This is a genomic window from Micromonospora sp. DT233, assembly GCF_049841815.1.
Taxonomy (GTDB): Bacteria; Actinomycetota; Actinomycetes; order Mycobacteriales; family Micromonosporaceae; genus Micromonospora.
On sequence record NZ_JBNCLB010000001.1, the window covers coordinates 102,826 to 127,502 of the forward strand.

Here is a 24,677-nt window from a genome sequence, read left to right on the forward strand (position 1 = left end):
TCAGGAGGCAGGTCCGCTGGTTGTCACGACGTCTCGGCGAGCGTCACGGTCGCCGTCGCCGCCGATCCGTTGCGCTTGTACTGCACCTCGACCCGGTCGCCCACCTTGCCGGCCTGCACCGCGCCGACCAGGTCGTTGGAGTCGTTGACCACGGTGGCGCCGAACTTGGTGATCACGTCGCCGCGCTGGAGCCCCGCCTTCTCGGCGGCGCTGCCCGGGGTGACGGTCGCCACCACCGCGCCGCCGTCCTCGGCCGGGCTGACGCTCACCCCGAGGGAGGGGTGGCTCACCTTCTCACCCCGCTGGAGCTTGCCGGCGACGTCCTTGGCCTTGTTGCTCGGGATGGCGAAGCCGACGCCGATGTTGCCGGTGCTCTGGCCGGAGGTGGCGATGGCGGTGTTGATGCCGATCACCTCGCCCCGGGTGTTGACCAGCGCGCCGCCGGAGTTGCCCGGGTTGATCGGGGCGTCGGTCTGGAGCAGCCCGGCGATCGAGCTGACCCCCTGCTGCGGGGCCTGCTGCTGGCCCTCGCCGGCCTGGATGGTGCGGTCGCGGGCGCTGATGATGCCGGCGGTCACCGAGCCCTGCAACCCCAGCGGGCTGCCCAGGGCGAGGACCTGGTCACCGACCTGCATCGCGTCGCTGTCGCCGAACTTCGCGGCCTTGAGCCCGTCGACCCCGCTGGCCTTGACCACGGCCAGGTCGGTCTTCGGGTCGGTGCCGACGATCTTCGCGTCGGCGGACTTGCCGTCGGCGAAGACCACCCGCACCGTCTGGCCGCCACCGGCGGCCACCACGTGGTTGTTGGTGAGCACGAAGCCGTCGTCGCTGAGGATGACGCCGGAGCCCTCGCCGCTGCCGGTGCTGATCGAGACCACGCTGTCCTGCACGGCGGCGGCGATCCTCGGCAGGTCGGCGCTGTTGAGCACCGGGGCGGCGGAGTAGTTGCGGGTGATCCCGCCGGAGTCGCCGTCCACGGCGAGCGCGAGCGCGCCGCCCGCGACACCGGAGCCGAGCATCAGCGCGAAGACCGCGACGCCCGCCCCGGCGAACTTGGCGACCCGGCTCGCCTTCGGGGGCTGCGCCCACGGCGGCACCGGCTGGCCGGGGTACTGCGGCGGCACCGGCCCGCCCGGGTAGCCGGGGCCGGCGGCGTGCGGGGCGTAGCCGGCGCCGGCGGCCTGCGGGGCGTAGCCGGCGCCGGCGGCGTGCGGGGCGTAGCCGGGGGTGGCGGGGCCGTGCTGGCCCCCGGCGGCCCAGCCGGACTGCTGCCCGGCCGGCCAGGGGCCGTTCGGGTGCTGCTGCCCGGAGACCGGGTACGGCGGCGCGGAGCCGGTGCCGGTCGGCGGGCCGTACCCGGCGGGCGGCTGCGGTGCGTGGCCGGCGGGCCCGTCGCCTCCGGCGGCACCGGAGCCGTACGCCGGGGCTGCGGGGGCCGGTGGCGCCCCGGCGGCGTCGGCGGCCTGCGGGGCGAACGGGGCGAACGGATTGCCGGGGGCGGCGGCCGGCGGGGTGGCCGGAGCGGACTGCTCGACGGCTGGGGAGTCGGGCTGCCCGGAGGAGACGCGGGGCTGCTCGGCGGTGGGGTACGACGGCTCGGCGTCGGAATGTGCCGGCCGCCGCTGCGGGTCGGTCTCGTACTCGGTCATGTTTCCACCTTCCCCGCTGCCACTGCGACCAACCTGGACCCGGGCTGGACGTTTTCTGAAAGTCACTCGCTCGGATCGTCGATCTCCGGCAGCAGGGGCAGCCGGACCCGGAAGGTCGCTCCCCCGCCCGGGGTCTGGGCCACCTCGACGCTGCCGTGGTGGGCGGCCACCAGCGCCGCCACGATCGCCAGGCCGAGCCCGGTCCCGGTGGCGCCGTCGGCGCGGCGGGTCCGGGCGGCGTCGGCCCGGTAGAAGCGCTCGAAGACCCGTTCGGCCTGCTCCGGAGGGAGCCCCGGGCCGGTGTCGGCCACCTCCGCCACCGCCACGTTCCCCGGCTCGGTACGCAGCCGCAGGGTCACCGCGGCGTCCGGCGGGGTGTGGCTGAGTGCGTTCGTCATCAGGTTACCGACGACCTGGCGCAGCCGGGCGTCGTCGCCGAGCACCACCAACGGCCCGGAGCCGGGCTCGATCTCCAACTCGATGCGCCGGTCCGGGGCCACCACCCGGGCCGCCTGCACGACGTCGCCGGCCAGCAGCGGCAGCTCCACGGGACCGAGCGAGAGGGGCCGTTCCCGGTCCAGCCGGGCGAGCAGCAGCAGGTCCTCCACCAGCAGCCCCATCCGGGCGGCCTCGCCCTCGATCCGACGCAGCAGGCCCGCCGTCTCCTCCGGTGCCCGGGCGGCCCCCTGCCGGTACAGCTCGGCGAAGCCGCGGATGGTGGTCAGCGGGGTACGCAGCTCGTGCGAGGCGTCGGCGACGAACTGCCGCATCCGCTCCTCCGAACGGCGGGCCCGCGTCTCGGACGCCTGCGCCGCCGCAGCGGCGTCCCGCGCGCCGGCCTCGGCCGACCGCGCGGCGATCTCCGAGGCGGCGCGGGCGGTGAACGCGGCCTCGATCTGCGCCAGCATGGTGTTGAGCGCCCGGGACAGCCGCCCCAGCTCGGAGGTGGGGCAGGCCTGTCCCTCCTCCGGGTCGGGCACCCGCTGGGTCAGGTCGCCGCCGGCTATGGCGGCGGCCGTGCGCTCGATCTCGACCAGCGGCTTGAGGCTGGTCCGCACGATCGCCGCGCCGATGGACGCCAGCAGGATCAGCACCGCCCCGCCGACCAGGAGGTCTATCCAGATCAGCCGCCGGACGGCCTGGTCGATGTCGGTGAGGTTCTGCGCGACGGCGACCATCTGCGAGTTCGGCAGCTCGGCGTAGATGATCCGCCAGCGCATCCCGCTGTCGCTGGCGCGGACGGTGCGCGGCTCGCCCACCCGTTGGGCGAAGCCGGCCGCGTCGCTCGGCAACTGGGGGAGGTCCCCCTCGCGGTACCGGGAGTCGTACTGCAGGAACACCTTGCCGGTGCGGTGGTCGGTGGCCACCAGCAGGTAGTCGGTCGGCACTATCGGGTGGGTGACCTGCGCGGTGAGCGCCGCCGTCTCCAGGTTCTCCACCGAGGTCCGCAGCTCGCCGTCGACCTGGGCGACCAGGTAGTCGCGCAGGAAGTAGGTGGTCAGCGAGCTGATCACCACCAGGGCCACGGCGACCAGCGTCAGCACGGCCGTCACCAGCTTCAACCGCAGCGGTACGCTGCGCAGCCGGCCCTTCGCCTGCGCTACCGCGTTCACGCCGCTGGCTTGCGCAGCACGTATCCCACGCCGCGCAGGGTGTGGATCAGCCGGGGTTGGGTGTTGTCGACCTTGCGCCGCAGGTAGGAGATGTACGACTCGACGATGTTGTCGTCGCCGCGGAAGTCGTAGTTCCACACGTGGTCGAGGATCTGCGCCTTGGAGAGCACCCGGTTGGCGTTGAGCATCAGGTACCGCAGCAGCTTGAACTCGGTCGGCGAGAGCTGCACCCGCTGCCCGGCCCGGTGCACCTCGTGGGTCTCCTCGTCCAGCTCCAGGTCGGCGAAGGTGAGCCGGGACGGGGTCTGCTCGCCGCCGGCCGTGCGGCGCAGCACGGCCCGGATCCGGGCGGTCAGCTCCTCCAGGCTGAACGGCTTGGTGACGTAGTCGTCGCCGCCCAGGGTCAGCCCGCGGATCTTGTCGTCGGTCGCGTCCCGGGCGGTCAGGAAGACCACCGGGGTGCGGGTGCCGCCCTCGCGGAGCATCCGGATCACCTCGAAGCCGTCGAGGTCGGGCAGCATCACGTCGAGGACCACCAGGTCGGGGCGGTGGTCCTTGGCTGCGGTCAGCGCGGAGCTCCCGCTGGTCGCGGTGGCCACGTCGAAGCCGGCGAAGCGGAGGCTCGCGGAGAGCAGTTCGAGGATGTTGGGGTCGTCCTCGACGACGAGCAGTCGCGCCTCGGTCTGGGTAGCGGCCATGCCGACCATCATCCGCGATGTCGCTGCGCCGGCGCTGGACGCGTGCTGAAAAAACCCTGAGAGCGGGCGCGGCGGGGTGGCCGACCCGACCCGCCGGGCCGGGCGTGGCCGAGGCGGCGTCCGGCGCCCGGCCGTGCGAGGGTGGGCACCGTCGACGCGGCCCTGGCCGTCCCCGACACCGGAGCAGGAGGTTACCCATGATCATTCCGTCGAGGTTCAACGGGCCGCCCGGTTCGGGCAACGGCGGCTGGAGCGCCGGCCTCTTCGCCGCCGCCGCCGGGCACGACGGGCCGGTCGAGGTGACGCTGCGCCGGCCGCCGCCGTTGCAGACCCCGCTGACCCTGTCGGGCGACGAGGTCCGCGACCCCGAGGGCCGGCTGGTCGCCCAGGTCCGGCCGACCGGGGCGGTCCCCGACCCGGTGCCGCCGGTGGAGCTCGGCGTGGCGCGGGTCGCCGCGGCGACGTACGCCGGTCTGGTGGACCACCCCTTCCCCGGCTGCTACGTCTGCGGCCCGCAGCGCGCCGACGGGCTGCGGATCTTCCCCGGCCGGCTGCCGGACGGGCGGACGGCCGCGCCGTTCACCGCCCCGGCGGAGGTCACCGCCGCGACGGTCTGGGCGGCGCTGGACTGCCCCGGCGGCTGGGCGGTGATCGTCCCCGGCCGCCCGTACGTGCTCGGCCGGATCACCGTCGTGTCGCATGCGCTGCCGGCACCGGGCGACGAGTGCGTGGTGACCGGCGTCATGGACGAGACGCACGGCCGCCGGGCGCTGGTGCGCAGCAGCCTGTACGGCCCCGACGGCCGGCTGCTGGCCCGCTCCCGCGCCGCCTGGATCGCCCTGGAAACGGCCTGAAACGCCCCGGAGTCGGGGCGGACGTGCCCGACGCGGACGACCTCGGCGGTGCCCCCGCGGCACCGGGAGGGGCCGCCACGCGGGCAGACCGACACCAACCTGATTGACCTGGTTGCGCGGCCTTGCCAGGCTGTGCCACGGCGCGTGAACAGCAGCGCCGCACCTGTCGGCGCGCCCCGCGCGCCACGCACGGAAGGAGAACGATGTCTGACGGGCAGCGAAGCCCCCTCACCACCGACGGTCAGATCGTGGTGTCCGGCCTGACGAAGCAGTACAAGAACGTCCGGGCGGTCGACAATCTGTCGTTCACGGTCGAACCGGGGCGGGTCACCGGCTTCCTCGGCCCGAACGGCGCCGGCAAGACCACCACGCTGCGCATGCTGCTGAACCTGGTCACCCCGACCGGCGGCACCGCCACCATCGGCGGGCAGCGCTACGCGGACCTGACCGACCCGCTGCGGCACGTGGGCGCGGTGCTGGAGGCGTCCAGCGCGCACAAGGGCCGCACCGGCATCAACCACCTGCGGGTGATCTGCGCGGCGGCCGGCCTGCCCAGCGGGCGGGCCGACGAGGCCCTCGAGCTGGTCGGGTTGACGCCGGCGGCGAAACGCAAGTTCAAGGGCTACTCGCTGGGCATGAAGCAGCGCCTCGGCATCGCGGCCGCGATGCTCGGCGACCCCCGGGTGCTGATCCTCGACGAGCCGGCGAACGGGCTCGACCCGGAGGGCATCCGGTGGATGCGTGGCTTCCTCAAGGGTCTGTCCCAGGAGGGGCGCACGGTGCTGGTCTCCAGCCACCTGCTGTCGGAGATGCAGTTGCTGGCCGACGACGTGGTGATCATCGCGGCCGGCAAGCTGATCCGGCAGGGCCCGGTCGAGCAGGTGCTCGGCTCGATGGCCCAGGGCGGCCGGGTGCGGGTGCGTACCCCGCAGGCCGAGGAGCTGGTCGCGGCGTTGCGCGAGCAGTCGGCGACGGTGGAGACCGACGAGCACGGGGTGCTGCTGGTCAGCGGGGCGGACGCCCCGGCGATCGGCCGGGCCGCCCTGGCCGTGCAGGCGGAGTTGCACGAACTGACACCGGAGCGACCCGATCTGGAACGGGTCTTCCTGGAGCTGACGGCCGGAAAGGCGGGCATCCGATGAACCTCGTCCGATCCGAGCTGCTCAAGATCCGTACCACCAGCACCTGGTGGATCTTCGGGCTGATCATGCTGCCGCTCTGGGGCCTCACCCTGCTGATCAACTGGTTGCAGACCGAGGCGCTGGCCTCCGGGGGCTTCGAGGACGTGCCGGCCGAGCAGGCCGAGCAGCTCGATGCGGTGGCCTCCGCGGACAGCCTGGCGGCCAACCTCTACACCAACGCCCAGTTCTTCGGGCTGCTCATCGTGATGCTGCTCGGCATCATCGTGGTGACCAGCGAGTTCTTCCACCAGACGGTGACCACCACGTTCCTCACCGCGCCGCACCGCACGGCGGTGATGGTGGCGAAGCTGGTCGCCGCCGCCGTCCTGGCCATGCTCTTCTGGCTGGTCACCACCGTGCTCAACGTGCTGGTCGGCGCGCTGATCCTGACCTCCGTCGACGTCGGCACGCAGTTCGGCAGCGGCGCGATCTGGCAGGCCATCGGGCTCAACGCCCTGGCGTACCTGCTCTGGTCGGTGCTGGGGGTCGGCCTCGGGGTGCTGATCCGCAGCCAGATCGGCGCCACGGTCACCGGCATCCTGCTCTACCTGGGCGGCTCGATCGGGGCCGTGGCGGTGCTGGGCATCCTCGCGTCCCGCTACGGGGAGTGGATCAACCAGCTCCAGGTGGCGGTGCCGTCGCTGGCGTCGTCGCTGATGGTCAGCGGCGAGGACATCCCGGGCAACCCGGCGCGCTGGGTGGGCGCGGCGGTCCTGATCGGGTACGCCGTGGTCGCCGGCACGATCGGCGCCCTCACCCTGCGGCGGCGCGACATCTCCTGACCCAGATCCGGTGGCACCGGCCCCGGGCGTGATCGTCAATCGCGCCCCGGGGCCGGTGCCTCGTCGGCCGGCGTCAATGCCGACGCCGGGCCGGACCGAACTTCGCATCTTCTGTGAAACGGACCACGCGGCGGAGGCGGAAATGCTTAGCGTATTGCTACGGCGTAGCCTGGGAGCCGTCCCTTGTCCGCCCGCGCTCCGGGGCGGGACGGCGGACGCCGCGTGACACACAAACCCGCGTGAAAGAGGCGATTACCGGCGTGTCGACCCAGCAGACTTCGCAGGAGAACCCACTGGCGGGTTTCGGCCCGAACGAGTGGATCGTCGAGGAGATGTACCAGCGCTACCTCGCCGACCCAAGCAGCGTCGATCCGGCCTGGCACGACTTCTTCGCCGACTACCGGCCGGCCCCCGGCGCCGCCACACCGCGCCCGGACGCCGCCGACGGCAAGGCCGCGAAGGCCGCGCCGGAGCCCGCCGGGCAGCAGGAGGCCGCCGCCACCGTCGCCCAGCCGGCCGCGAGGACCGCCCCGGCCCCCGCACCCGCGACGAAGCCGGCCCCCGCCACCAAGGCCGCCGCGCCCGCCGCGAAGCCGGCCCCCGCCGCGAAGGCCGCACCCGCCAAGCCCGCACCCGCCAAGGCCGCGCCGGCAAAGCCCGCCGCCGCCGGCGCGCAGACCAGCCCGCTGCGCGGCGTCGCCGCGAAGATCGTCCAGAACATGGACGCCTCGCTGAGCGTGCCGACCGCGACGAGCGTGCGCGTCGTCCCCGCCAAGCTGCTGGTGGACAACCGCATCGTGATCAACAACAACCTCGCCCGGGGGCGCGGCGGCAAGGTCAGCTTCACCCACCTGATCGGGTACGCGATGGTCCGGGCGCTGGTCGAGCACCCGGAGATGAACAACTCGTTCACCGAGGTCGACGGCAAGCCGGCGATCCTCCGCCCCGAGCACGTCAACCTGGGCATCGCGATCGACCTGGTCAAGCCCGACGGCAGCCGCAACCTGGTGGTCCCGTCCATCAAGGGCTGCGAGTCGATGGACTTCCGGCAGTTCTGGCAGGCGTACGAGGACGTGGTCCGGCGGGCCCGCCGCAACGAGCTGACCATGGACGACTACTCCGGCACCACGATCTCGCTGACCAACCCGGGCGGCATCGGCACGGTGCACTCGATCCCCCGCCTGATGACCGGGCAGAGCGCGATCATCGGCGTCGGCGCGATGGAGTACCCGGCCCCCTACCAGGGCATGAGCGAGACCACCCTCGCCGAGCTGGCCGTCAGCAAGACCATCACGCTGACCAGCACCTACGACCACCGGATCATCCAGGGCGCGCAGTCCGGCGAGTTCCTGAAGGTCATGCACGAGCTGCTCCTCGGCGAGCACGGCTTCTACGACCAGGTCTTCACCGCGCTGCGCATCCCGTACGAGCCGGTGCGCTGGGTGCAGGACGTGGCCGTCAGCTCCGAGGGCCAGATCAACAAGACCGCGCGGGTGCACGAGCTGATCCACGCGTACCGGGTGCGCGGTCACCTGATGGCCGACACCGACCCGCTGGAATTCAAGATCCGTAAGCACCCGGACCTGGACGTCCTCCAGCACGGGCTGACCCTGTGGGACCTCGACCGGGTCTTCCCGGTCAACGGCTTCGCCGGCAAGCAGCGGATGAAGCTGCGCAGCATCCTCGGCGCCCTGCGCGACTCGTACTGCCGCCGCGTCGGCGTGGAGTACATGCACATCCAGGACCCGGAGGAGCGGCGCTGGATCCAGGAGCGGGTCGAGCGCAAGTACGAGAAGCCCAGCACCGACGAGCAGAAGCACGTGCTCAACCGGCTCAACGCCGCCGAGGCGTTCGAGACCTTCCTGCAGACGAAGTACGTGGGCCAGAAGCGCTTCTCGCTGGAGGGCGGCGAGTCGCTGATCCCGCTGCTCGGCGAGATCCTGGAGTCCTGCGCCGAGGCCGGGCTCGACGAGGTCGTCATCGGCATGGCCCACCGGGGCCGGCTCAACGTGCTGGCCAACATCGTCGGCAAGCCGTACGAGAAGATCTTCTCGGAGTTCGAGGGGCACCTCGACCCGCGCTCCACCCAGGGCTCCGGCGACGTGAAGTACCACCTGGGCCAGAACGGCAAGTTCACCGCGCCGGGCGGCGAGCACGCGGTCAAGGTGTCGGTGGTGGCCAACCCGTCGCACCTGGAGGCCGTCGACCCGGTGCTGGAGGGCATCGTGCGGGCCAAGCAGGACCGCATCGACCTCAAGCTGGAGGGGTACACGGTGCTGCCGCTGGCGGTGCACGGTGACGCCGCCTTCGCCGGTCAGGGCGTGGTCGCCGAGACGCTCAACCTGTCGCAGCTACGGGGCTACCGCACCGGCGGCACGGTGCACGTGGTGGTCAACAACCAGGTCGGCTTCACCACCGCCCCCGAGCACTCCCGGTCCAGCCTCTACAGCACCGACGTGGCTCGGATGATCGAGGCGCCGATCCTGCACGTCAACGGCGACGACCCCGAGGCCGTGGTCCGGGTCGCCCGGCTGGCGTTCGAGTACCGGCAGGCGTTCAACAAGGACGTCGTGATCGACATGGTCTGCTACCGCCGGCGCGGGCACAACGAGGGCGACGACCCGTCGATGTCCAACCCCCAGATGTACAAGATCATCGACTCGAAGCGCTCGGTCCGCAAGCTCTACACCGAGGAGCTGATCGGCCGGGGCGACATCACCGTGGAGGACGCGGAGGAGCTGCTGCGCGACTACCAGGCGCAGCTCGAGCGGGTCTTCAAGGCCACCCGCGACGCCGCCTCGGCGCCGAAGCAGTCGACCCGCCCGCGCCGCGAGCCGGAGCCCGAGCCGCAGGTGCAGACCGCCACCACCGCCGAGGTGGTCAAGGCCGTCGGCGACGCGCACGTCAACCTGCCGGAGGGCTTCACCCCGCACAAGCGGATCCAGCAGCTGCTCGACCGGCGGGCCAAGATGTCCGTCGAGGGCCACATCGACTGGGGCTTCGGCGAGATCATCGCCCTCGGCTCGCTGCTGCACGACGGGGTCACGGTCCGGCTGGCCGGGCAGGACTCCCGCCGGGGCACGTTCGTGCAGCGGCACGCCTCGGTGGTGGACGCCAAGACCGGCGCGGACCACCTGCCGCTGAGTTCGCTCACCGGCGACGGCGAGCGGTCCCGGTTCTTCGTGCACGACTCCCTGCTCAGCGAGTACGCGGCGATGGGCTTCGAGTACGGCTACTCGGTGGAGAACATCGACGCGCTGGTCTGCTGGGAGGCCCAGTTCGGCGACTTCGTCAACGGCGCCCAGTCGGTGATCGACGAGTTCATCTCCTCCGGCGAGGTCAAGTGGGGCCAGCGCTCCGCGGTCACCCTGCTGCTGCCGCACGGCCACGAGGGGCAGGGCCCGGACCACACCTCCGGGCGCCCGGAGCGGTTCCTGCAGCTCTGCGCCGAGGACAACATGCGGGTGGCCATCCCGACCACCCCGGCGAACTACTTCCACCTGCTGCGCCGCCAGGCCCTGTCGCCGAAGCGCAAGCCGCTGGTGGTCTTCACGCCGAAGTCGCTGCTGCGGCACAAGCTCTGCGTCTCCGACGTCGAGGACTTCACCACGGGCACCTTCGCCCCGGTGCTGGCCGACGCCGCCGCGCCGGCTCCGGAGCAGGTCAAGCGGGTGCTGCTCTGCTCGGGCAAGGTCTACTACGACCTCTTCGCCGCCCGTGCGGAGCGGGGCGTCACCGACACCGCCATCCTGCGGATGGAGCAGCTCTACCCGCTGCCCGTCGAGGAGATCCGGGCCGCCCTGGCGCAGTACCCGAACGCCGAGGACTACGCCTGGGTGCAGGAGGAGCCGGCCAACCAGGGCGCGTGGAGCTTCGTCGCGCTCAACCTGCTGGAGCACCTCAGCGAGATCCGGCTGCGGCGCATCTCCCGCCCCGCCGCCGCCGCCCCGGCCGGCGGCTCGGCCAAGACCCACGAGGCCGAGCAGCACGCGCTGATCGAGGCGGCCCTGCCCCGCCCGTGACCCGAGGCACCCTGCCGCGCGCCGGGGCAGCGACCGTCGCCACGACGGGCCGCTGCCCCGGCGCGCGTCGGCACCCCACCCGACCCGGCCGCCGGCCGGGTGGCGAGGAATGAGGACGTACGGATGTACTTCACCGATCGTGGCATCGAGGAACTGGTCGAGCGCCGCGGCGAGGAGCAGGTCAGCGTCGAGTGGCTCGGTGAGCGGCTGCGCGACTTCGTGGACCTGAACCCGGAGTTCGAGACCCCGATCGAGCGCTTCGCGACCTGGCTGGCCCGCCTCGACGACCCCGACGACGACTGATTTCGTGACCTTCGGCCCAGGTCACACAGCCTGGGTGCGCCGGGGTGCGATCTTGTAGCGTGGGGCCGTGGCCCGCAGCGTGTATCTGACCAGTGTGAGTTCCGGCGGGGGCAAGTCGACCATCGCGCTCGGCCTCGCTGAACTTCTTTCCCGACAGGTCGAGCGGATCGGGGCGTTCCGCCCCCTGGTCGGCGGCGCCGGCCCCGACCCGATCCTCGCCCTGCTCACCGAACGTTACCGGATCGACCTTCCGGTGGCCGACCTGTACGGCACGACGTACGCGGAGGCCAGCGCGCTGGTCGCCGACGGCCGGCGCGAGGAGCTGATCTCCCGGCTGGTGCAGCGGTACCGCGACGTCGAGCGGCGCTGCCCGGCGATGGTCGTGGTGGGCAGCGACTTCGCCGACGGCGGCGACGGCGCGGGCCCCCGTGAACTGGCCTTCAACGCCCGGCTGGCCACCGAGTTCGGCAGCGTGGTGGTGCCGGTGATCGACGGCTTCGGCCAGGAGCCGGAGGCCATCGCGGCGGCGGCGCGCGGGGCGTACCACGACCTGGCGGACCTGGGCGCGACGGTGCTGGCGGTGATCGCCAACCGGGTGCCGGGGCCGATGACGCTGCCCGACCTGCCCGTCCCGACGTACGCCATCCCGGAGGTGCCGGCGGTGTCGGCGCCGACGGTGGCCGAGGTGGCGGCGGCGCTGGGCGCGACCATGCTGGCCGGCGACGACGCCGCGCTCGGCCGCGACGTGCTCGACTACGTCGTCGGCGCGGCGCACGTGCCGACCCTGCTGGACCACCTGACCGAGGGCGCGCTGGTGATCACCCCCGGCGACCGGGCGGACCTGGTGGTGGCGGCGAGCGCCGCGCACGTCGCCGGGCAGGTCTCCCTGGCCGGGGTGGTGCTCACCCTCGGCGAGCAGCCGGACCCGCGGGCGATGCGGGTGGTGGCGGGGCTGAACACCGGCTTCGCGGTGCTCTCGGTGCCCAGCGACAGCTACGACACGGTGGCCGCGTCCAGCCGCATCGAGGGGCGGCCCAGCGTCGCCAACCCCCGCAAGGTGGAGGCCGCGCTCGGCGCCTTCGAGGCGAACGTCGACACCGACGACCTGTCCCGCCGGCTGCGGGTCAGCCGCTCCGAGCGGGTCACCCCGCTGATGTTCGAGTACGACCTCATCGACCGGGCCCGGTCGCAGCGCCGCCGCCTGGTGCTCCCCGAGGGGACCGAGGAGCGCATCCTGCGGGCGGCGGAGATCCTGCTGCACCGGGGCGTGGCCGAGCTGACCCTGCTCGGCCGCCACGACGACGTCGCCCGGCGCACCCGGGAGCTCGGCATCGACATCACCGGCGCGACCGTGGTCGACCCGGCGACCAGCGAGTTGCGCGACGAGTTCGCCGAGGCGTACGCGAAGCTGCGCAGCCACCGGGGCGTCACCGTCGAGCTGGCGCACGACGTGGTGGCCCAGCCGAACTACTTCGGCACGATGATGGTGCAGACCGGGCACGCCGACGGGATGGTCTCCGGGGCCACCCACACCACGGCCGCCACCATCCGCCCCGCCTTCGAGATCATCCGGACGGTGCCGGGGCTCTCGGTGGCCTCCAGCGTCTTCTTCATGCTCCTCGCCGACCGGGTGCTGGTCTACGGCGACTGCGCCGTCAACCCCGACCCGGACGCCGCCCAGCTCGCCGACATCGCCCTCTCCTCGGCCGACACCGCCGCCCGGTTCGGCATCGAGCCCCGGGTGGCGATGCTGTCGTACTCGACGGGGACCTCGGGGGCGGGCGCGGACGTGGAGAAGGTCGCGGCGGCCACCCGGCTGGTCCGCGAGCGTCGCCCGGAGCTGCTGGTCGAGGGCCCGATCCAGTACGACGCGGCGATCGACCCCCGGGTGGCGGCCACCAAGCTGCCCGACAGCCCGGTCGCCGGGCGGGCCACGGTCTTCATCTTCCCGGACCTGAACACGGGCAACAACACCTACAAGGCGGTGCAGCGCTCGGCCGGGGCGGTGGCCGTCGGCCCGGTGATGCAGGGCCTGCGCCGCCCGGTCAACGACCTGTCCCGGGGCGCCACCGTCGCGGACATCGTCAACACCGTGGCGATCACCGCCATCCAGGCCGCCGGGGAGGCGTCATGAGTCGGGTGCTGGTGCTCAACTGCGGTTCGTCGTCGGTCAAGTACCGGCTCTACGACGGCGAGGAGATCCTCGGCTCCGGCACCGTCGAGCGGGTCGGTGAGGCCGGGCGCGGTCCGGCCGACCACGAGACCGCCGTACGGCAGATCCTCGACGGGCTGGACCTGGGCGGGCTCGCCGCCGTCGGGCACCGGGTGGTGCACGGCGGGCGGCGCTTCACCGAGCCGGTGGTCGTCGACGACGCGGTCTTCTCGGCGATCGAGGAGATCGTCCCGCTCGCCCCGCTGCACAACCCGGCGAACCTCGCCGGCATCCGGGTCGCCCGCGAGGCGCTGCCCGGGGTGCCGCAGGTCGCCGTCTTCGACACGGCGTTCCACCACACCCTGCCCGAGGCCGCCGCCACCTACGCGATCGACCGGGCCACCGCCGAGCGGTACGGCGTGCGCCGGTACGGCTTCCACGGCACCTCGCACGCGTACGTCTCCCGGCGCACGGCGCAACTGCTGGGCCGGCCGTACGAGGAGCTGAACACCATCACCCTGCACCTGGGCAACGGGGCGAGCGCCTGCGCCGTGGCCGGTGGGCGCAGCGTGGCCACCTCGATGGGGATGTCCCCGTTGGAGGGGCTGGTGATGGGCACCCGCAGCGGCGACCTCGACCCGACGGTCATCTTCCACCTGCGCCGCGAGGGCGGCATGACCGTGGACGACATCGACGACCTGCTGAACCACCGCAGCGGCCTGCTCGGGCTGACCGGGGCCAACGACATGCGCGAGGTGCAGGCCCGCTACGAGGCCGGGGACGCCGCCGCCACGCTCGCCTTCGACGTCTACTGCCGCCGGATCACCGGCTACGTCGGGGCGTACTACGCCCTGCTCGGGCGGGTGGACGCGATCACCTTCACCGCCGGGGTGGGCCAGCACTCCCCCGAGGTGCGGGCCGCCACGCTGGCCAACCTGGGCCGGCTGGGCATCGCCGTGGACCCGGAGCGCAACGCGGGCAGCGGCGACCGGGTGATCTCCCCGGACGGCGCGGAGGTCGCCGTCTGCGTCATCGCCACCGACGAGGAGCGCGAGATCGCCCGGGAGACCCGCACGGTGGTCGAAGGGCCCCACTGACCGCCCCTCGATCGCAGGAGCCGGCGACTGCGCGTGGCCGGCGACTGCGCGTGGCCGGCGACTGCGCGTGGCCGGCGACTGCGCGTGGCCGGCGACTGCGCCCGTCAGGCCAGGGCCAGCCAGGCGACCACGGCCAGCAGCAGCACCACGACGACCACGCCACCCACCAGCAGCGGCGTGCGGGACGCCACCGGGGCGGCCGGGGCGGCACCGTCGGGCTCGTGGGCGAACGCCTGGAACTGCTCGGTGTTGCCGCTGGGGTCCACGTACTTGTCAGCCATGGCCTGACCATAGCCAAGGCCGCCGACCGCGCCGCGCCCACCCGGGCGACGCGCCGCACGAGACGACGGATCGGCACCGCCGGCTCCCCCGGGTGGCCTGCCCGGCCGCTCCGGGTGGCCTTCCGGACCGGCCCGGACGGTGGGACCGGCCCGCCCTCGGGCCGCCTACCGTGAGGGGGTGAACGCCCGACGGCTGCGCGCCGCGCCGCTGGCACCCCCGCGCGCCGCCCCGCTGGCACCCCCGCGCGCCGCCCCGCTGGCACCCCCGCGCGCCGCCCCGCCGGCATCCCCGGTCGGCGTCCCGCCGGCACCTCCGCGTGGCAAGCCGCTGGTGGCCCTGCTCGCCGTGCTGACGGCGGCCCTGCTGGCCGGCTGCGGCACGGTCACCCCGGCCGCCCCCGGTGCCGCCCTGTCGGTGCGGTCCGCACCCACGGTGGCGTACCCGGTCGGGGTGCGCACCTTCACCCTCGACCCCACCGGCGCCCGCCCACTGCCGGTGACCGTCTGGTACCCGGCCGCCGCCACGGGCGGGGTCGCCCGGGGGCGCTTCCCGGTCGTCGTGTTCAGTCACGGGCTGGGCAGCCTCCCCGCCCTGCACGCCCCGCTGACCACCCGTTGGGCCGCCGCCGGCTTCGTGGTGGCCGCGCCGGCGTATCCGCACACCCGGCGGGGAGCCGCCCGGTTCAGCCGGGCCGACGTGCGCAACCAGCCCGCCGACGCCTGGCGGCTGATCCGGCACCTGGTCCTGCTCGGTGGCCGCCGGGGCGACCCGTTCGCCGGCCACCTGGACACCGCCCGGTTCGCCGCGGCCGGGCACTCGGCCGGCGGCTTCACCACCGCCGGCATGTTCACCTCGGGGCACCCGTCGCGGCTCCGGGCGGGCATCGTGATCGCCGGAGGCGGCCTGGCCGGCGCGTTCGCCGGCGCGAGCGCGCCGGTGCTCTTCGTGCACGGCGACGCCGACCAGGTGGTGCCGGTCACCGTCGGCCAGGCCGCGTACGCCCGCGCGCCCGGCCCCGCCGCCTTCCTCACCGTCACGGGCGGCGACCACGGCGGCTACCTGGGCCCCACCCACCCCGCCTTCCCGGAGGTCCTCGCCACCACCACGAACTTCCTCCGCTGGACCCTCTACAACGACCCCAGGGCCCTCCCCGCCCTCCCCCCACCCGCTTCCTCCCCCCACACCACCTGGCATCCCCGCAACCTCCCCACCCCACCCCCACCCCCACCCTCCGTGGATCATGGAGGTGTGGTGCCGGCCTTGTCCCGTTGAGTGGCTTTCCGGAGCCACCACGACTCCAAGATCGACGGACCCGGCGTCGCGCGGCGGCGGGTGAGGGAGGATGGGCCCATGGGTCGTCGTGTCGTCGCGCTGGTCGTCAGCGCTCTGTTCGTCGTCGGGGTGGGCGGGTGCTCGGGCGGGGATGGGTCGGGCGGGTCACCCGGCTCGCCGACCCCCGCCCGGAGCGAGTCGGCCCCCGCGCCACGGGTCCCGGCCGGTAGCGCGCCGAGTGCGACCTTCGCGGTCGGCGTACGGCAGCTCAAGCTCAGCCGCGACGACCGGCCGCTGCCGGTGACGATCTGGTACCCGGCCCGGGGGACGGCCGGGAAGTCGCCGCAGCGCTCCGCGCCCACGGCGACCGGGCGCTTCCCCGTGGTGATGTTCAGCCACGGCATGAACAGCCGACCGGCCGAGTACGCCACCCTGCTCGCCCGCTGGGCGTCCGCCGGGTTCGTGGTGGCCGCGCCGACCTTCCCGCACACCTCGCAGGGCAGCGACGGCACCCTGTTCGACGTGCTCAACCAGCCCGCCGACGTGTCGTACGCGCTGACCCGGGTGCTGACACTGAACGCCAAGGCCGGCGATCCGCTGCGCGGGCGGCTCGCCACCGACCGGGTCGCCGCGGCCGGGCACTCGGCCGGCGGGGTGACCACGATCGGCCTCTTCACCACCGGGCGCGACGAGCGGCTGGACGCCGGGGTGGTCTTCGCCGGCACCTCCCTCGGCGTGGGGACGGCGTTCGCCGGGGCCGCCGCCCCGCAGCTCTTCGTGCACGGCGAGGCCGACGAGGTGGTCGACTACGCCTCGGGCCGGGCGGCGTACGACAAGGTGCCGTGGCCCAAGGCGATGCTGAGCCTGCCGAAGGGCGACCACGGCCGCGCCCTGCTCACCGACGGCGCGGCCCTGCGGGTGGTGTCGGACACCTGCGTGGAGTTCCTCCGCTGGAGCCTCTACGGCGACGCCGAGGCCCGGCGACGCCTGCCGGCCGAGGCCGCCCGCGGCGAGCTGGCCACCCTCGACGACCGGCTCTCCTGACTGTGCGGCTGGCCGGGCCCTTCCCCGCCTGAGGAGGGGCGCCATGCTTACCGAGATCACCCCCGGTCATTGGCTGGCCGCCGTTGACGCCCCCGTGACCCCGGTCGACTGACGCCAGAGCACCCGGGGCCCCACGAGGGCTCCCGGTGCTATTCCTCGGACAGTTCCGGGCGGTGTTCAGCCGTCAGCCGGCGCGGCACGACAGCTTTCCCGCGCGGACCAGAGGGCCGGCGCAGGTTGACAGCGCGCCGCGCTCGAGATCTTGGTAGGAAATGGCCCCCATAGGGGCCGATTCCTACCAAGATCTTCACGTTTTCCATAGAGTGGAACAAGGTTCCCGAAATTCGGGCTCGATGAAGTGGTCCCTCGGCGCGCACAGAGACGAGCCAGAGCGGCGGGAAGCCCTAGGAGTGCGCGGCCAGCCTGGCACGCATGACCGCCACGGCCGGTCTCCCCCGGTGCCCGGAATCCCCCTCGCTCCACTCCATGTACGGCATATCGCGCTCTCCCGGAACGGAGAAGGCCCGTTGCCCACCCCATCCGGCGGGCGACCGACGTACCCGGGCGGGCGGTCAGGCCGTGTGGTCGATGACGATCTTGCCGAAGACGTCGCCGGAGTGCATCCGGGCGAACGCGTCGCCGATCCGGCTGAACGGCACGACGCTGTCCACCACCGGGTGCACCTCGTGCTCGGCGCAGAACGCCAGCAACTCGGTCAGCTCGCCCGGGGTGCCCATCGAGGTGCCGAGGATCTCCAACTGCATGGCGAAGACCCGGCGCAGGTTGACCTTCGGCTCGTACCCGGCGGTCGCGCCGGAGACCACGATCCGGGCCATCGGCGCGGCCGACTTCAGCGAGTGGTCGAAGGTGGCCTCCCCGACCGTCTCGATCACCACGTCGACCCGCTCCGGCAGGCGCGCGCCGGGGGCCAGGGCGGTCGCCCCCAGCTCGGTGATCCGGTCCCGCTTGCCGGCGTCGCGGCTGGTCGCGTACACCCGTTTGCCGAGCGCGACGGCGAGCGCGACGGCCGCCGTGGCGACGCCGCCGCCCGCGCCCTGGACCAGCACCGACTCGCCCTCGGAGACCCGACCCTTGGTGGTGAGCATCCGCCAGGCGGTGAGCCACGCGGTGGGCAGGCAGGCGGCGTCGGTGGCGGAGACCCCGCCCGGCAGGGGCAGCAGATTCACCCGGGGTACGGCCACCCGCTCGGCGAAGGTGCCGGGGAAGCGCTCGGAGAGGATGGAGATCCCGCGCGGGTCGCCCGGATCGGGCACCAGCGGGTAGACCACCACCTCGTTGCCGTCCGGGTCGGTGCCGACCGCGTCGCAGCCGAGGATCATCGGCAGCCGGTCCGCGGCCAGCCCCACGCCGCGCAGCGACCACAGATCGTGGTGGTTGAGCGAGCTGGCCCGCACCCGCACGGTGACCCAGTCGTCCTCGGGATGGATCGGCTCTGGACGCTCGCCGACGGTCAGCGCGGAGAGCGGGTCGGCGGCGTCGAAGCTCGACGCGAAGGCAGCACGCATGACCCGCACCGTAACAAGCACCGAGGCCCATAAGAAGGCCAAGCAGGCGGGTCAGGCGCGGGCGACGCCGTCGCGGCGGGCGGCGTCGGCCACGGCCTCGGCGACCGCGGGCGCGACCCGAGGGTCCAGCGGGGACGGCACGATCGCGTCGGCGGTCAGCGTCTCGGCGACCACGCCGGCGATGGCCTGGGCGGCGGCGACCTTCATCCCCTCGGTGATCCGGGTGGCCCGGGCGTCCAGCGCCCCCCGGAAGACGCCGGGAAAGGCCAGCACGTTGTTGATCTGGTTGGGGTAGTCGCTGCGCCCGGTGGCGACGATCGCGACGTGCCGGGCGGCAACGTCGGGGTCCACCTCGGGGGTCGGATTGGCCAGCGCGAAGACGATGCCGCCGGGGGCCATCCCGGCCACCGCCGCCTCCGGGATCCGCCCGCCGGAGACGCCGATCAGCACGTCGGCGTCGCGCAGCGCCTCGGTGACGTCGCCGTGGCGACCCTCGGCGTTGGTGTCGGCGGCGAGGGCCGCCTTGGTGCCGGTGAGCTCGGCCCGGTGCCGGCCGATGATCCCCTTCGAGTCGCAGACCACCACCCGGGCGGCGTCCACTCCCCCGGCGATCAGCATTCGGGTCACCGCCACCCCGGCCGCGCCCGCGCCGACGACCACCACCCGCAGGTCGCCGAGCTTGCGGTCGAGCAGGGCGGTGGCGTTTCGCAGCGCGGCGAGCACGACGATCGCGGTGCCGTGCTGGTCGTCGTGGAACACGGGGATGGGCAGCGCCTCGTCGAGGCGGCGCTCCACCTCGAAGCAGCGCGGCGCGCTGATGTCCTCCAGGTTGATCCCGCCGAACGAGGGGGCCAGCGCCCGCACCACCGCCACGATCTCGTCCACGTCCTGGGTGTCCAGGCAGATCGGCACCGCGTCCACGCCGCCGAACTGCTTGAACAGCACCGCCTTGCCCTCCATCACCGGCAGCGCCGCGCGCGGGCCGATGTTGCCCAGCCCCAGCACGGCCGAGCCGTCGGTGACGACCGCGACGGTGTGCCCCGCCCAGGTGTACTCGTCGGCCAGGGCCGGGTCGGCGGCGATCGCCTGGCAGACCCGGGCCACCCCCGGGGTGTACGCCAGGGAGAGGTCCTCCCGGCTGGTCAGCGGAACGGTCGAGGCGATGGCCATCTTGCCGCCGGCGTGCAGCGCGAAGACGGGCTCGGCGGGGTCCACGGTGGGTGAAGACATGGTGACTCCAGGATCTGTCGAGCAGATGGGGCGTCCGGGCCGGAGGCTAGGTGAGGCGTCGGCGGTGGTACGCGGTGCGGGGGTCACCCGGGCACCTGCTGAGCATAGTGTCGGCGCCCGGGCCCTGATGTGAGCAGGGTCATACTCGGCGGTAGCCTGCCGGGCGGCGCAGCCTACCCGGCCGGGGCCAGTAGCGGGCCACCACGCGTCCCCGCACGTCGGCCACGCCGTACGCCCGGGAGTCGTCGGTGACCAGGTCGTTGTCGCCACGTACCCACCAGCCGCCGTCCTGCGCGCGGACCGCGCGCTTGACCACCAGCAGCTCCGGGCGGGTGCGGAAGACCGCGATCACGACGTCGCCGGGACGCACGGGCCGCCCCCCGCAGCGGACCAGCACGGCGTCGCCGTGGCGCAGGGTGGGTGCCATGGACGGGCCGGTCACCAGTACGGCGGCCAGCGGCCCACGCAGTCGCGGCGCGGCCCCGGGGTCGGGCGCGGCCGGGGATTCGTCGGGGCGCACCCGTTTTCACCTCCGCCCCGTTGGGGACGATGTCAGGAGTAGTGTCGTCTTGGATCATCGCAAACTTCTTATGGAGGATCCCGATGCGACTTCCCCGCATCCTCATGCCGCGCGTCACCGCCAGCGCCCACTGCGACCTGCCCTGCGGCATCTACGACCCGGCCCAGGCCCGGATCGAGGCCGAGTCGGTCAAGGCCATCGCCGAGAAGTACCAGGCGAACACCGACCCGGAGTTCCGCACCCGGGCGCTGATCATCAAGGAGCAGCGCGCCGACCTGGTCAAGCACCACCTGTGGGTGCTCTGGACCGACTACTTCAAGCCGGCGCACTTCGAGAAGTACCCGCACCTGCACACCCTGTTCAACGAGGCCACCAAGCTCGCCGGCGCGGGCGGGGCCAAGGGCAGCGTCGACCCGGCCAAGGCCGACGAGTTGCTCGGCAAGATCGACGAGATCTCGAAGATCTTCTGGGAGACCAAGCAGGCGTGACTGCCGGCCTGATCCCGACCGTGCGGCCGGTGCGTCCCGAGGACGTGCCGGCCGTCGTCGCGATGGTGCACGAGCTGGCCGAGTACGAGCGCGCGCCCGAGCAGTGCCACCTGACCGCCGAGCAGCTCCACGCCGCCCTCTTCGGCCCGCAGCCGGCGCTGCACGGTCACCTGGCGGTGGACGACGCCGACCGCCCGCTCGGCTTCGCCCTGTGGTTCCTCAACTTCTCCACCTGGGCCGGGGTGCACGGCATCTACCTGGAGGACCTGTACGTCCGCCCGGAGGCCCGGGGCACCGGCGCGGGGCGGCGGTTGCTGGCCACCCTGGCGGCGATCTGCGTGCAGCGGGGCTACCGCCGGCTGGACTGGTCGATGCTCGACTGGAACCCGGCCGCCGGTTTCTACGCCTCGGTCGAGGCCACGCCGATGTCGGACTGGGTGTCGTACCGGCTGGCCGGGCCGGCGCTGCACCGCCTCGCGGCGCAGGTGGGCGGGGTGCCGGGCGAGGTGCCGGCCGCCCGGGGCAGCGCCCCCACGCGGGAGCCGGCCCGAGCGGGTAGAGTCCCGCACCGGGGGGATGAGGCGTGACTCAACTGACCGGCCAGCCAGCTACCGACGACGACGTGGTGCACCTCACGGTGCCCGCCGACGGCGGTTACCTCGGCGTGCTCCGTACCGCCACGGCCGGCCTCGCCGCCCGTCTCCAGTTCGCCCTCGACGAGATCGAGGATCTGCGGATCGCCGTGGACGAGGCGTGCGCCATGCTGCTGGCCATCGCCACCCGCGACGCCGAGTTGGAGTGCCGCTTCGCGGTGACCGACGATGCGCTCACCGTCGAGGTGACCGTGCCGACCGTGCGCGGGGCGACGCTGCCCTCGGAGTCGTCCTTCGCCTGGAAGGTGCTGACGGCCCTGACCACGGCCGCCTCGGCGAACGCCGCCAACGGCCGGGCCACCATCGCCCTGCTCACCCGCCGCGCCTCCCGCTACTAGCCGCGCCTCCCGCTACCGGGCGGGGCCGGGGTCAGAAGCCCAGGGCCCTGGTCGTTGCCGGGGTCACCAGGAGGGCGGGGACGGTCACGCCCAGGGCGATCACGGGGACGCCGAGCCAGGCGAGGCCGCCCTGGATCATGTACCAGCCGATCGGCAGCAGCAGGAGCTGAAGGGCGATCGCCGGGGCCCGGCCGCCGGCCCGTCGGCGGCCCAGCAGCCCGCCCAGGGCCCAGAGCCCCGCCGCGCCGGCGATCGCGAAGCCGGTCACCAGCAGCGCCGACGGCAGGTCGGTGACGGTCGCGGTGAGGTCGGCCCAGACCAGCCACGCGGCGACCAGACCGAGCGCGACCGCCTCCCCCCGGAGCAGCCCGACCGCCCAGCGCAGCGGGGTCGGGTTCCGGTCCGAGTCGATGGTCACGCGCGACACGATACCCGTGGTGGATCGGGGTACAGTGCCGCCCATGCGGGCCGTCCTGGTGGTCAATCCGAAGGCCACCACCACCAGCGAACGCAGCCGGGACGTCCTGGTCCGGGCGTTGCGCAGCGAAGTCGAGCTGTCGGTGCGGTACACCCGGCGGCGGGGCCATGCGATGGACCTGGCCCGGGAGGCGGCCGAGGAGGGCGTCGACCTGGTGGTCACCCTCGGCGGTGACGGCACGGTCAACGAGGTGGTCAACGGCCTGATGACGGCCCAGTCACCCACCTTCCGCACCGGCGAGACGACCGCCGAGCGGCTGCCGGCGCTGGCCACCGTGCCGGGCGGCTCGACCAACGTCTTCGCCCGGGCCCTGGGCCTGCCCCGCGAGTGGCCGGACGGCACGAGCATGATCCTGGAGGGGCTGCGCCTGGGCCGGTCGCGGACGATCGGGCTGGGCCGGGCCGACGACCGTTACTTCACCTTCTGCGCGGGCTTCGGCCTCGACGCGGCGGTGATCCACCGGGTGGAGCAGTCCCGCCGGCGCGGCCGGGTCTCCACGCCGGGGCTCTACCTACGGTCGGCAATCGGTCAGTACTTCGTCGGGGCGGACCGTCGGCACCCGACGATCACCCTGGAGCGGCCCGGCGAGCCCGCCGAGAGCGGGCTGGCGACCGTGATCGTCCAGAACACCGCGCCGTGGACGTACCTGGGCGACCGGGAGATCAATCCGAACCCGCAGGCGTCGTTCGATCTTCGGCTCGACGTGTTGGCGATGCGTCAGCTCCGCGTGGCTAGCACCACACGCACTGTGACGCAGGCCTTCTCCCGGGCGCCGGACCCGCGCGGCCGCCAAGTTCTTCGGCTGCACGACGTGGGCGAGTTCACCCTGCTAGCGGGCCGTCCGCAGGCCTTCCAGCTGGACGGCGACTATCTCGGCGAGCGGGAAATAGTCAGATTCGCATCCGTTCCGGCGGCACTGAGAGTAATCTGTTAGGCCTCGGGTACAGGCCTTCGTGGAGCGGTCCCCCTCACCGCAGACCGCGGTGGCCGCCACACCGAGGGTGAGGTGCCGGAAATGTCAGCAATGTCACGCCGACTGTACTATATTGATCCTCGACTGTGGTACGCCGGGTGACTGGGTCACTCCAGTAACCGGCACAAAGGGTCGTGAGCTCGCTCACCCACTCGGAGTTTTTTCCGGGTGTCACCCTTGACATTGCGTGAGTTCGTGAAAGTATTCACAAACGAACTTGAGTTACCGGGGCATTGCTTGGAGCGTTCACCACGTTGAGCCGTTCCAGCAGGTCCCAGGGCCACAAGAGTCTGCTCACGCAACGCCGAATTGATGGACGCGAACAGTAACCATCCGGCTTGCGTACGCATTTAAGAAAAGCCCCAAAGACAATCTCTACCACCCATCCAGAATGAGGAGTGTTGCCGCCATGGACTGGCGTCACCATGCTGTCTGCCGCGACGAGGACCCGGAGCTGTTCTTCCCGATCGGGACGTCTGGTCCGGCTCTCCTTCAGGTCGAGCAGGCCAAGGCCGTCTGCCGGCGCTGCTCCGTGACCGACCAGTGCCTGCAGTGGGCCCTGGAGTCCGGTCAGGACGCCGGCGTCTGGGGCGGGATGAGCGAGGAGGAACGGCGCGCCGTCAAGCGGCGCGGCGGCCTCCGGGTGCTGCGCGCTCACTCCGCCTGACCGACCCACACCGCACCACACCACACAAGGCTCACGCCCCGGCAGGGAAACCCCTGCCGGGGCGTTCTGCTGCCCGGGGCTGCGCACCCGGAAGGGGCGTGGCACCGCTCAGGCCGTCGCCACGGCCCGGTCCACCCGGCGGGCCACCAGGGCGGCCAGCTCCGGGGCGTCGGTGAGTGACCCGGAGACCGCCACCGCGCCGGCCGCTCGCCCCGCCGCCACCACCGCGTCGTGGAAGAGGCCGGGAGCCAGGAAGTACGCCGACACGGCCACCCGGCCCGCACCCGCCGCCCGCAGCCGGGCCACCGCCGCGCCGACCGCCGGCGGGGCGGCCGAGGCGTACGCCACCCGGCACGGCACCCCCAGCTCGGCGCCGAGCGCCCCGGCCACCCGCCCCACCGAGCCGCGCGCCCCGGCGTCGCGGGTCCCGGCGGCGGCCAGCACCAACGCGTCGAACCGGCCTGGCGCCGCCTCGGTGAGCCGCCGCCGCAGGCCGGCCAGGAGGCCGGCGTCGACCGTGCCGCCGGCCGGGCCGAGCACGTCGCCGACGCGTACCTCGATCGGTGGGCCCGACCCACGGGCCGCCGCGAGCGCCGCCGGGATGTCCACCCGCCGGTGGTACGCGGCGGTGAGCAGCAGCGGCACCAGCACCGCCCGGCGGTGACCGGCCGCCGCCAGCGACCGCAGCACCGCCGCCGGACCGGGGTCGGTGTGGTCCAGCCAACTCGCCCACACCGACCCGCCGGGGCGGGCGGCGGCGACCGCGCGGGCCAACGCGCGGGTCGCCTCGGCCGCCCGGGGGTCCCGGCTGCCGTGCGCGACCAGGACCACCGGGTCCCGGCTGCCGTCCACGCC

General features: G+C 73.4%; 23 protein-coding genes. 14 read left to right on the forward strand and 9 right to left on the reverse strand.

Features of this window, described 5'->3' with window-relative positions:
* Positions 1-23: 23 nt before the first annotated feature.
* The 3 genes from ACLQ2V_RS00490 to ACLQ2V_RS00500 all read right to left on the reverse strand — a co-directional run bounded on the left by ACLQ2V_RS00490 (position 24) and on the right by ACLQ2V_RS00500 (position 3,960).
* Positions 24-1,649, reverse strand: a complete 1,626-nt coding sequence (locus ACLQ2V_RS00490) for a trypsin-like peptidase domain-containing protein (RefSeq protein ID WP_425716334.1) — start codon at positions 1,647-1,649, stop codon at positions 24-26.
* Between the two features lie 62 nt (positions 1,650-1,711).
* A complete protein-coding gene (locus ACLQ2V_RS00495; RefSeq protein WP_425716335.1) occupies positions 1,712-3,262 on the reverse strand; it encodes a sensor histidine kinase in 1,551 nt (516 codons plus the stop codon).
* Complete coding sequence (locus ACLQ2V_RS00500) at positions 3,259-3,960, reverse strand: response regulator transcription factor (protein ID WP_425716336.1); 702 nt, start codon at positions 3,958-3,960, stop codon at positions 3,259-3,261. Before ACLQ2V_RS00500 ends, ACLQ2V_RS00495 begins: the two co-directional genes overlap by 4 nt.
* A gap of 197 nt (positions 3,961-4,157) precedes the next feature.
* Here ACLQ2V_RS00500 and ACLQ2V_RS00505 point away from each other — a divergent pair, with 197 nt between their 5' ends.
* The 7 genes from ACLQ2V_RS00505 (at position 4,158) to ACLQ2V_RS00535 (ending at position 14,351) form a co-directional block, all read left to right on the forward strand.
* Positions 4,158-4,814 carry a hypothetical protein gene (locus tag ACLQ2V_RS00505; RefSeq protein ID WP_425716337.1) on the forward strand — a complete coding sequence of 219 codons (657 nt, stop codon included), beginning with the start codon at positions 4,158-4,160 and terminating at the stop codon, positions 4,812-4,814.
* A gap of 203 nt (positions 4,815-5,017) precedes the next feature.
* Positions 5,018-5,956: an ABC transporter ATP-binding protein gene (locus ACLQ2V_RS00510; RefSeq protein WP_425716338.1), complete on the forward strand. Its 939-nt coding sequence runs from the start codon at positions 5,018-5,020 to the stop codon at positions 5,954-5,956.
* Complete coding sequence (locus ACLQ2V_RS00515) at positions 5,953-6,777, forward strand: ABC transporter permease (RefSeq protein WP_425716339.1); 825 nt, start codon at positions 5,953-5,955, stop codon at positions 6,775-6,777. The genes ACLQ2V_RS00510 and ACLQ2V_RS00515 overlap by 4 nt, the downstream gene beginning before the upstream one ends.
* A 260-nt stretch (positions 6,778-7,037) precedes the next feature.
* Positions 7,038-10,799: a multifunctional oxoglutarate decarboxylase/oxoglutarate dehydrogenase thiamine pyrophosphate-binding subunit/dihydrolipoyllysine-residue succinyltransferase subunit gene (locus ACLQ2V_RS00520; RefSeq protein ID WP_425716960.1), complete on the forward strand. Its 3,762-nt coding sequence runs from the start codon at positions 7,038-7,040 to the stop codon at positions 10,797-10,799.
* Between the two features lie 123 nt (positions 10,800-10,922).
* On the forward strand, positions 10,923-11,102 hold the full coding sequence (locus ACLQ2V_RS00525) for a DUF6104 family protein (protein WP_007072780.1): 180 nt from the start codon (positions 10,923-10,925) through the stop codon (positions 11,100-11,102).
* Positions 11,103-11,169: 67 nt separating this feature from the next.
* Positions 11,170-13,236 carry a phosphate acetyltransferase gene (gene pta / locus ACLQ2V_RS00530; protein WP_425716340.1) on the forward strand — a complete coding sequence of 689 codons (2,067 nt, stop codon included), beginning with the start codon at positions 11,170-11,172 and terminating at the stop codon, positions 13,234-13,236.
* A complete protein-coding gene (locus ACLQ2V_RS00535) occupies positions 13,233-14,351 on the forward strand; it encodes an acetate/propionate family kinase (RefSeq protein WP_425716341.1) in 1,119 nt (372 codons plus the stop codon). Before pta ends, ACLQ2V_RS00535 begins: the two co-directional genes overlap by 4 nt.
* 104 nt (positions 14,352-14,455) lie before the next feature.
* Here the strand turns inward: ACLQ2V_RS00535 and ACLQ2V_RS00540 are convergent, their stop codons facing one another.
* Positions 14,456-14,632 (reverse strand): hypothetical protein, encoded by a 177-nt coding sequence (locus ACLQ2V_RS00540; RefSeq protein ID WP_425716342.1) that lies wholly within the window; start codon positions 14,630-14,632, stop codon positions 14,456-14,458.
* A gap of 328 nt (positions 14,633-14,960) precedes the next feature.
* On the opposite strand from ACLQ2V_RS00540, the gene ACLQ2V_RS00545 reads away from it, so the two are divergent.
* Entirely contained in the window at positions 14,961-15,905 is a 945-nt protein-coding gene (locus ACLQ2V_RS00545) for an alpha/beta hydrolase family protein (RefSeq protein ID WP_425716961.1), read from the forward strand.
* Positions 15,906-15,983: 78 nt separating this feature from the next.
* Complete coding sequence (locus ACLQ2V_RS00550) at positions 15,984-16,949, forward strand: alpha/beta hydrolase family protein (RefSeq protein ID WP_425716343.1); 966 nt, start codon at positions 15,984-15,986, stop codon at positions 16,947-16,949.
* A 572-nt stretch (positions 16,950-17,521) separates the two neighbouring features.
* On the opposite strand, the gene ACLQ2V_RS00555 is transcribed toward ACLQ2V_RS00550, so the two are convergent.
* The 3 genes from ACLQ2V_RS00555 to ACLQ2V_RS00565 form a co-directional block, all read right to left on the reverse strand.
* Positions 17,522-18,484 carry a zinc-binding dehydrogenase gene (locus tag ACLQ2V_RS00555; protein WP_425716962.1) on the reverse strand — a complete coding sequence of 321 codons (963 nt, stop codon included), beginning with the start codon at positions 18,482-18,484 and terminating at the stop codon, positions 17,522-17,524.
* A gap of 42 nt (positions 18,485-18,526) precedes the next feature.
* Complete coding sequence (locus ACLQ2V_RS00560) at positions 18,527-19,705, reverse strand: NAD(P)-dependent malic enzyme (RefSeq protein WP_425716344.1); 1,179 nt, start codon at positions 19,703-19,705, stop codon at positions 18,527-18,529.
* 139 nt (positions 19,706-19,844) lie between these two features.
* Complete coding sequence (locus ACLQ2V_RS00565) at positions 19,845-20,225, reverse strand: S26 family signal peptidase (protein ID WP_425716345.1); 381 nt, start codon at positions 20,223-20,225, stop codon at positions 19,845-19,847.
* An 83-nt stretch (positions 20,226-20,308) separates the two neighbouring features.
* Between ACLQ2V_RS00565 and sodN the strand changes: the two genes are divergently transcribed.
* The 3 genes from sodN (at position 20,309) to ACLQ2V_RS00580 (ending at position 21,704) form a co-directional block, all read left to right on the forward strand.
* Positions 20,309-20,713, forward strand: a complete 405-nt coding sequence (gene sodN, locus ACLQ2V_RS00570) for a superoxide dismutase, Ni (protein ID WP_425716346.1) — start codon at positions 20,309-20,311, stop codon at positions 20,711-20,713.
* A 62-nt stretch (positions 20,714-20,775) separates the two neighbouring features.
* Entirely contained in the window at positions 20,776-21,300 is a 525-nt protein-coding gene (locus tag ACLQ2V_RS00575; RefSeq protein ID WP_425716963.1) for a GNAT family N-acetyltransferase, read from the forward strand.
* Entirely contained in the window at positions 21,297-21,704 is a 408-nt protein-coding gene (locus tag ACLQ2V_RS00580; RefSeq protein ID WP_425716347.1) for an ATP-binding protein, read from the forward strand. The genes ACLQ2V_RS00575 and ACLQ2V_RS00580 overlap by 4 nt, the downstream gene beginning before the upstream one ends.
* Positions 21,705-21,735: 31 nt before the next feature.
* On the opposite strand, the gene ACLQ2V_RS00585 is transcribed toward ACLQ2V_RS00580, so the two are convergent.
* Positions 21,736-22,122 carry a hypothetical protein gene (locus ACLQ2V_RS00585; protein WP_425716348.1) on the reverse strand — a complete coding sequence of 129 codons (387 nt, stop codon included), beginning with the start codon at positions 22,120-22,122 and terminating at the stop codon, positions 21,736-21,738.
* 43 nt (positions 22,123-22,165) lie between these two features.
* On the opposite strand from ACLQ2V_RS00585, the gene ACLQ2V_RS00590 reads away from it, so the two are divergent.
* Complete coding sequence (locus ACLQ2V_RS00590; RefSeq protein WP_425716349.1) at positions 22,166-23,116, forward strand: diacylglycerol/lipid kinase family protein; 951 nt, start codon at positions 22,166-22,168, stop codon at positions 23,114-23,116.
* A 448-nt stretch (positions 23,117-23,564) separates the two neighbouring features.
* Positions 23,565-23,822: a WhiB family transcriptional regulator gene (locus tag ACLQ2V_RS00595; RefSeq protein ID WP_007072794.1), complete on the forward strand. Its 258-nt coding sequence runs from the start codon at positions 23,565-23,567 to the stop codon at positions 23,820-23,822.
* Between the two features lie 108 nt (positions 23,823-23,930).
* Here the strand turns inward: ACLQ2V_RS00595 and ACLQ2V_RS00600 are convergent, their stop codons facing one another.
* Entirely contained in the window at positions 23,931-24,653 is a 723-nt protein-coding gene (locus ACLQ2V_RS00600; RefSeq protein ID WP_425716964.1) for a sirohydrochlorin chelatase, read from the reverse strand.
* Between the last annotated feature and the right edge of the window lie 24 nt (positions 24,654-24,677).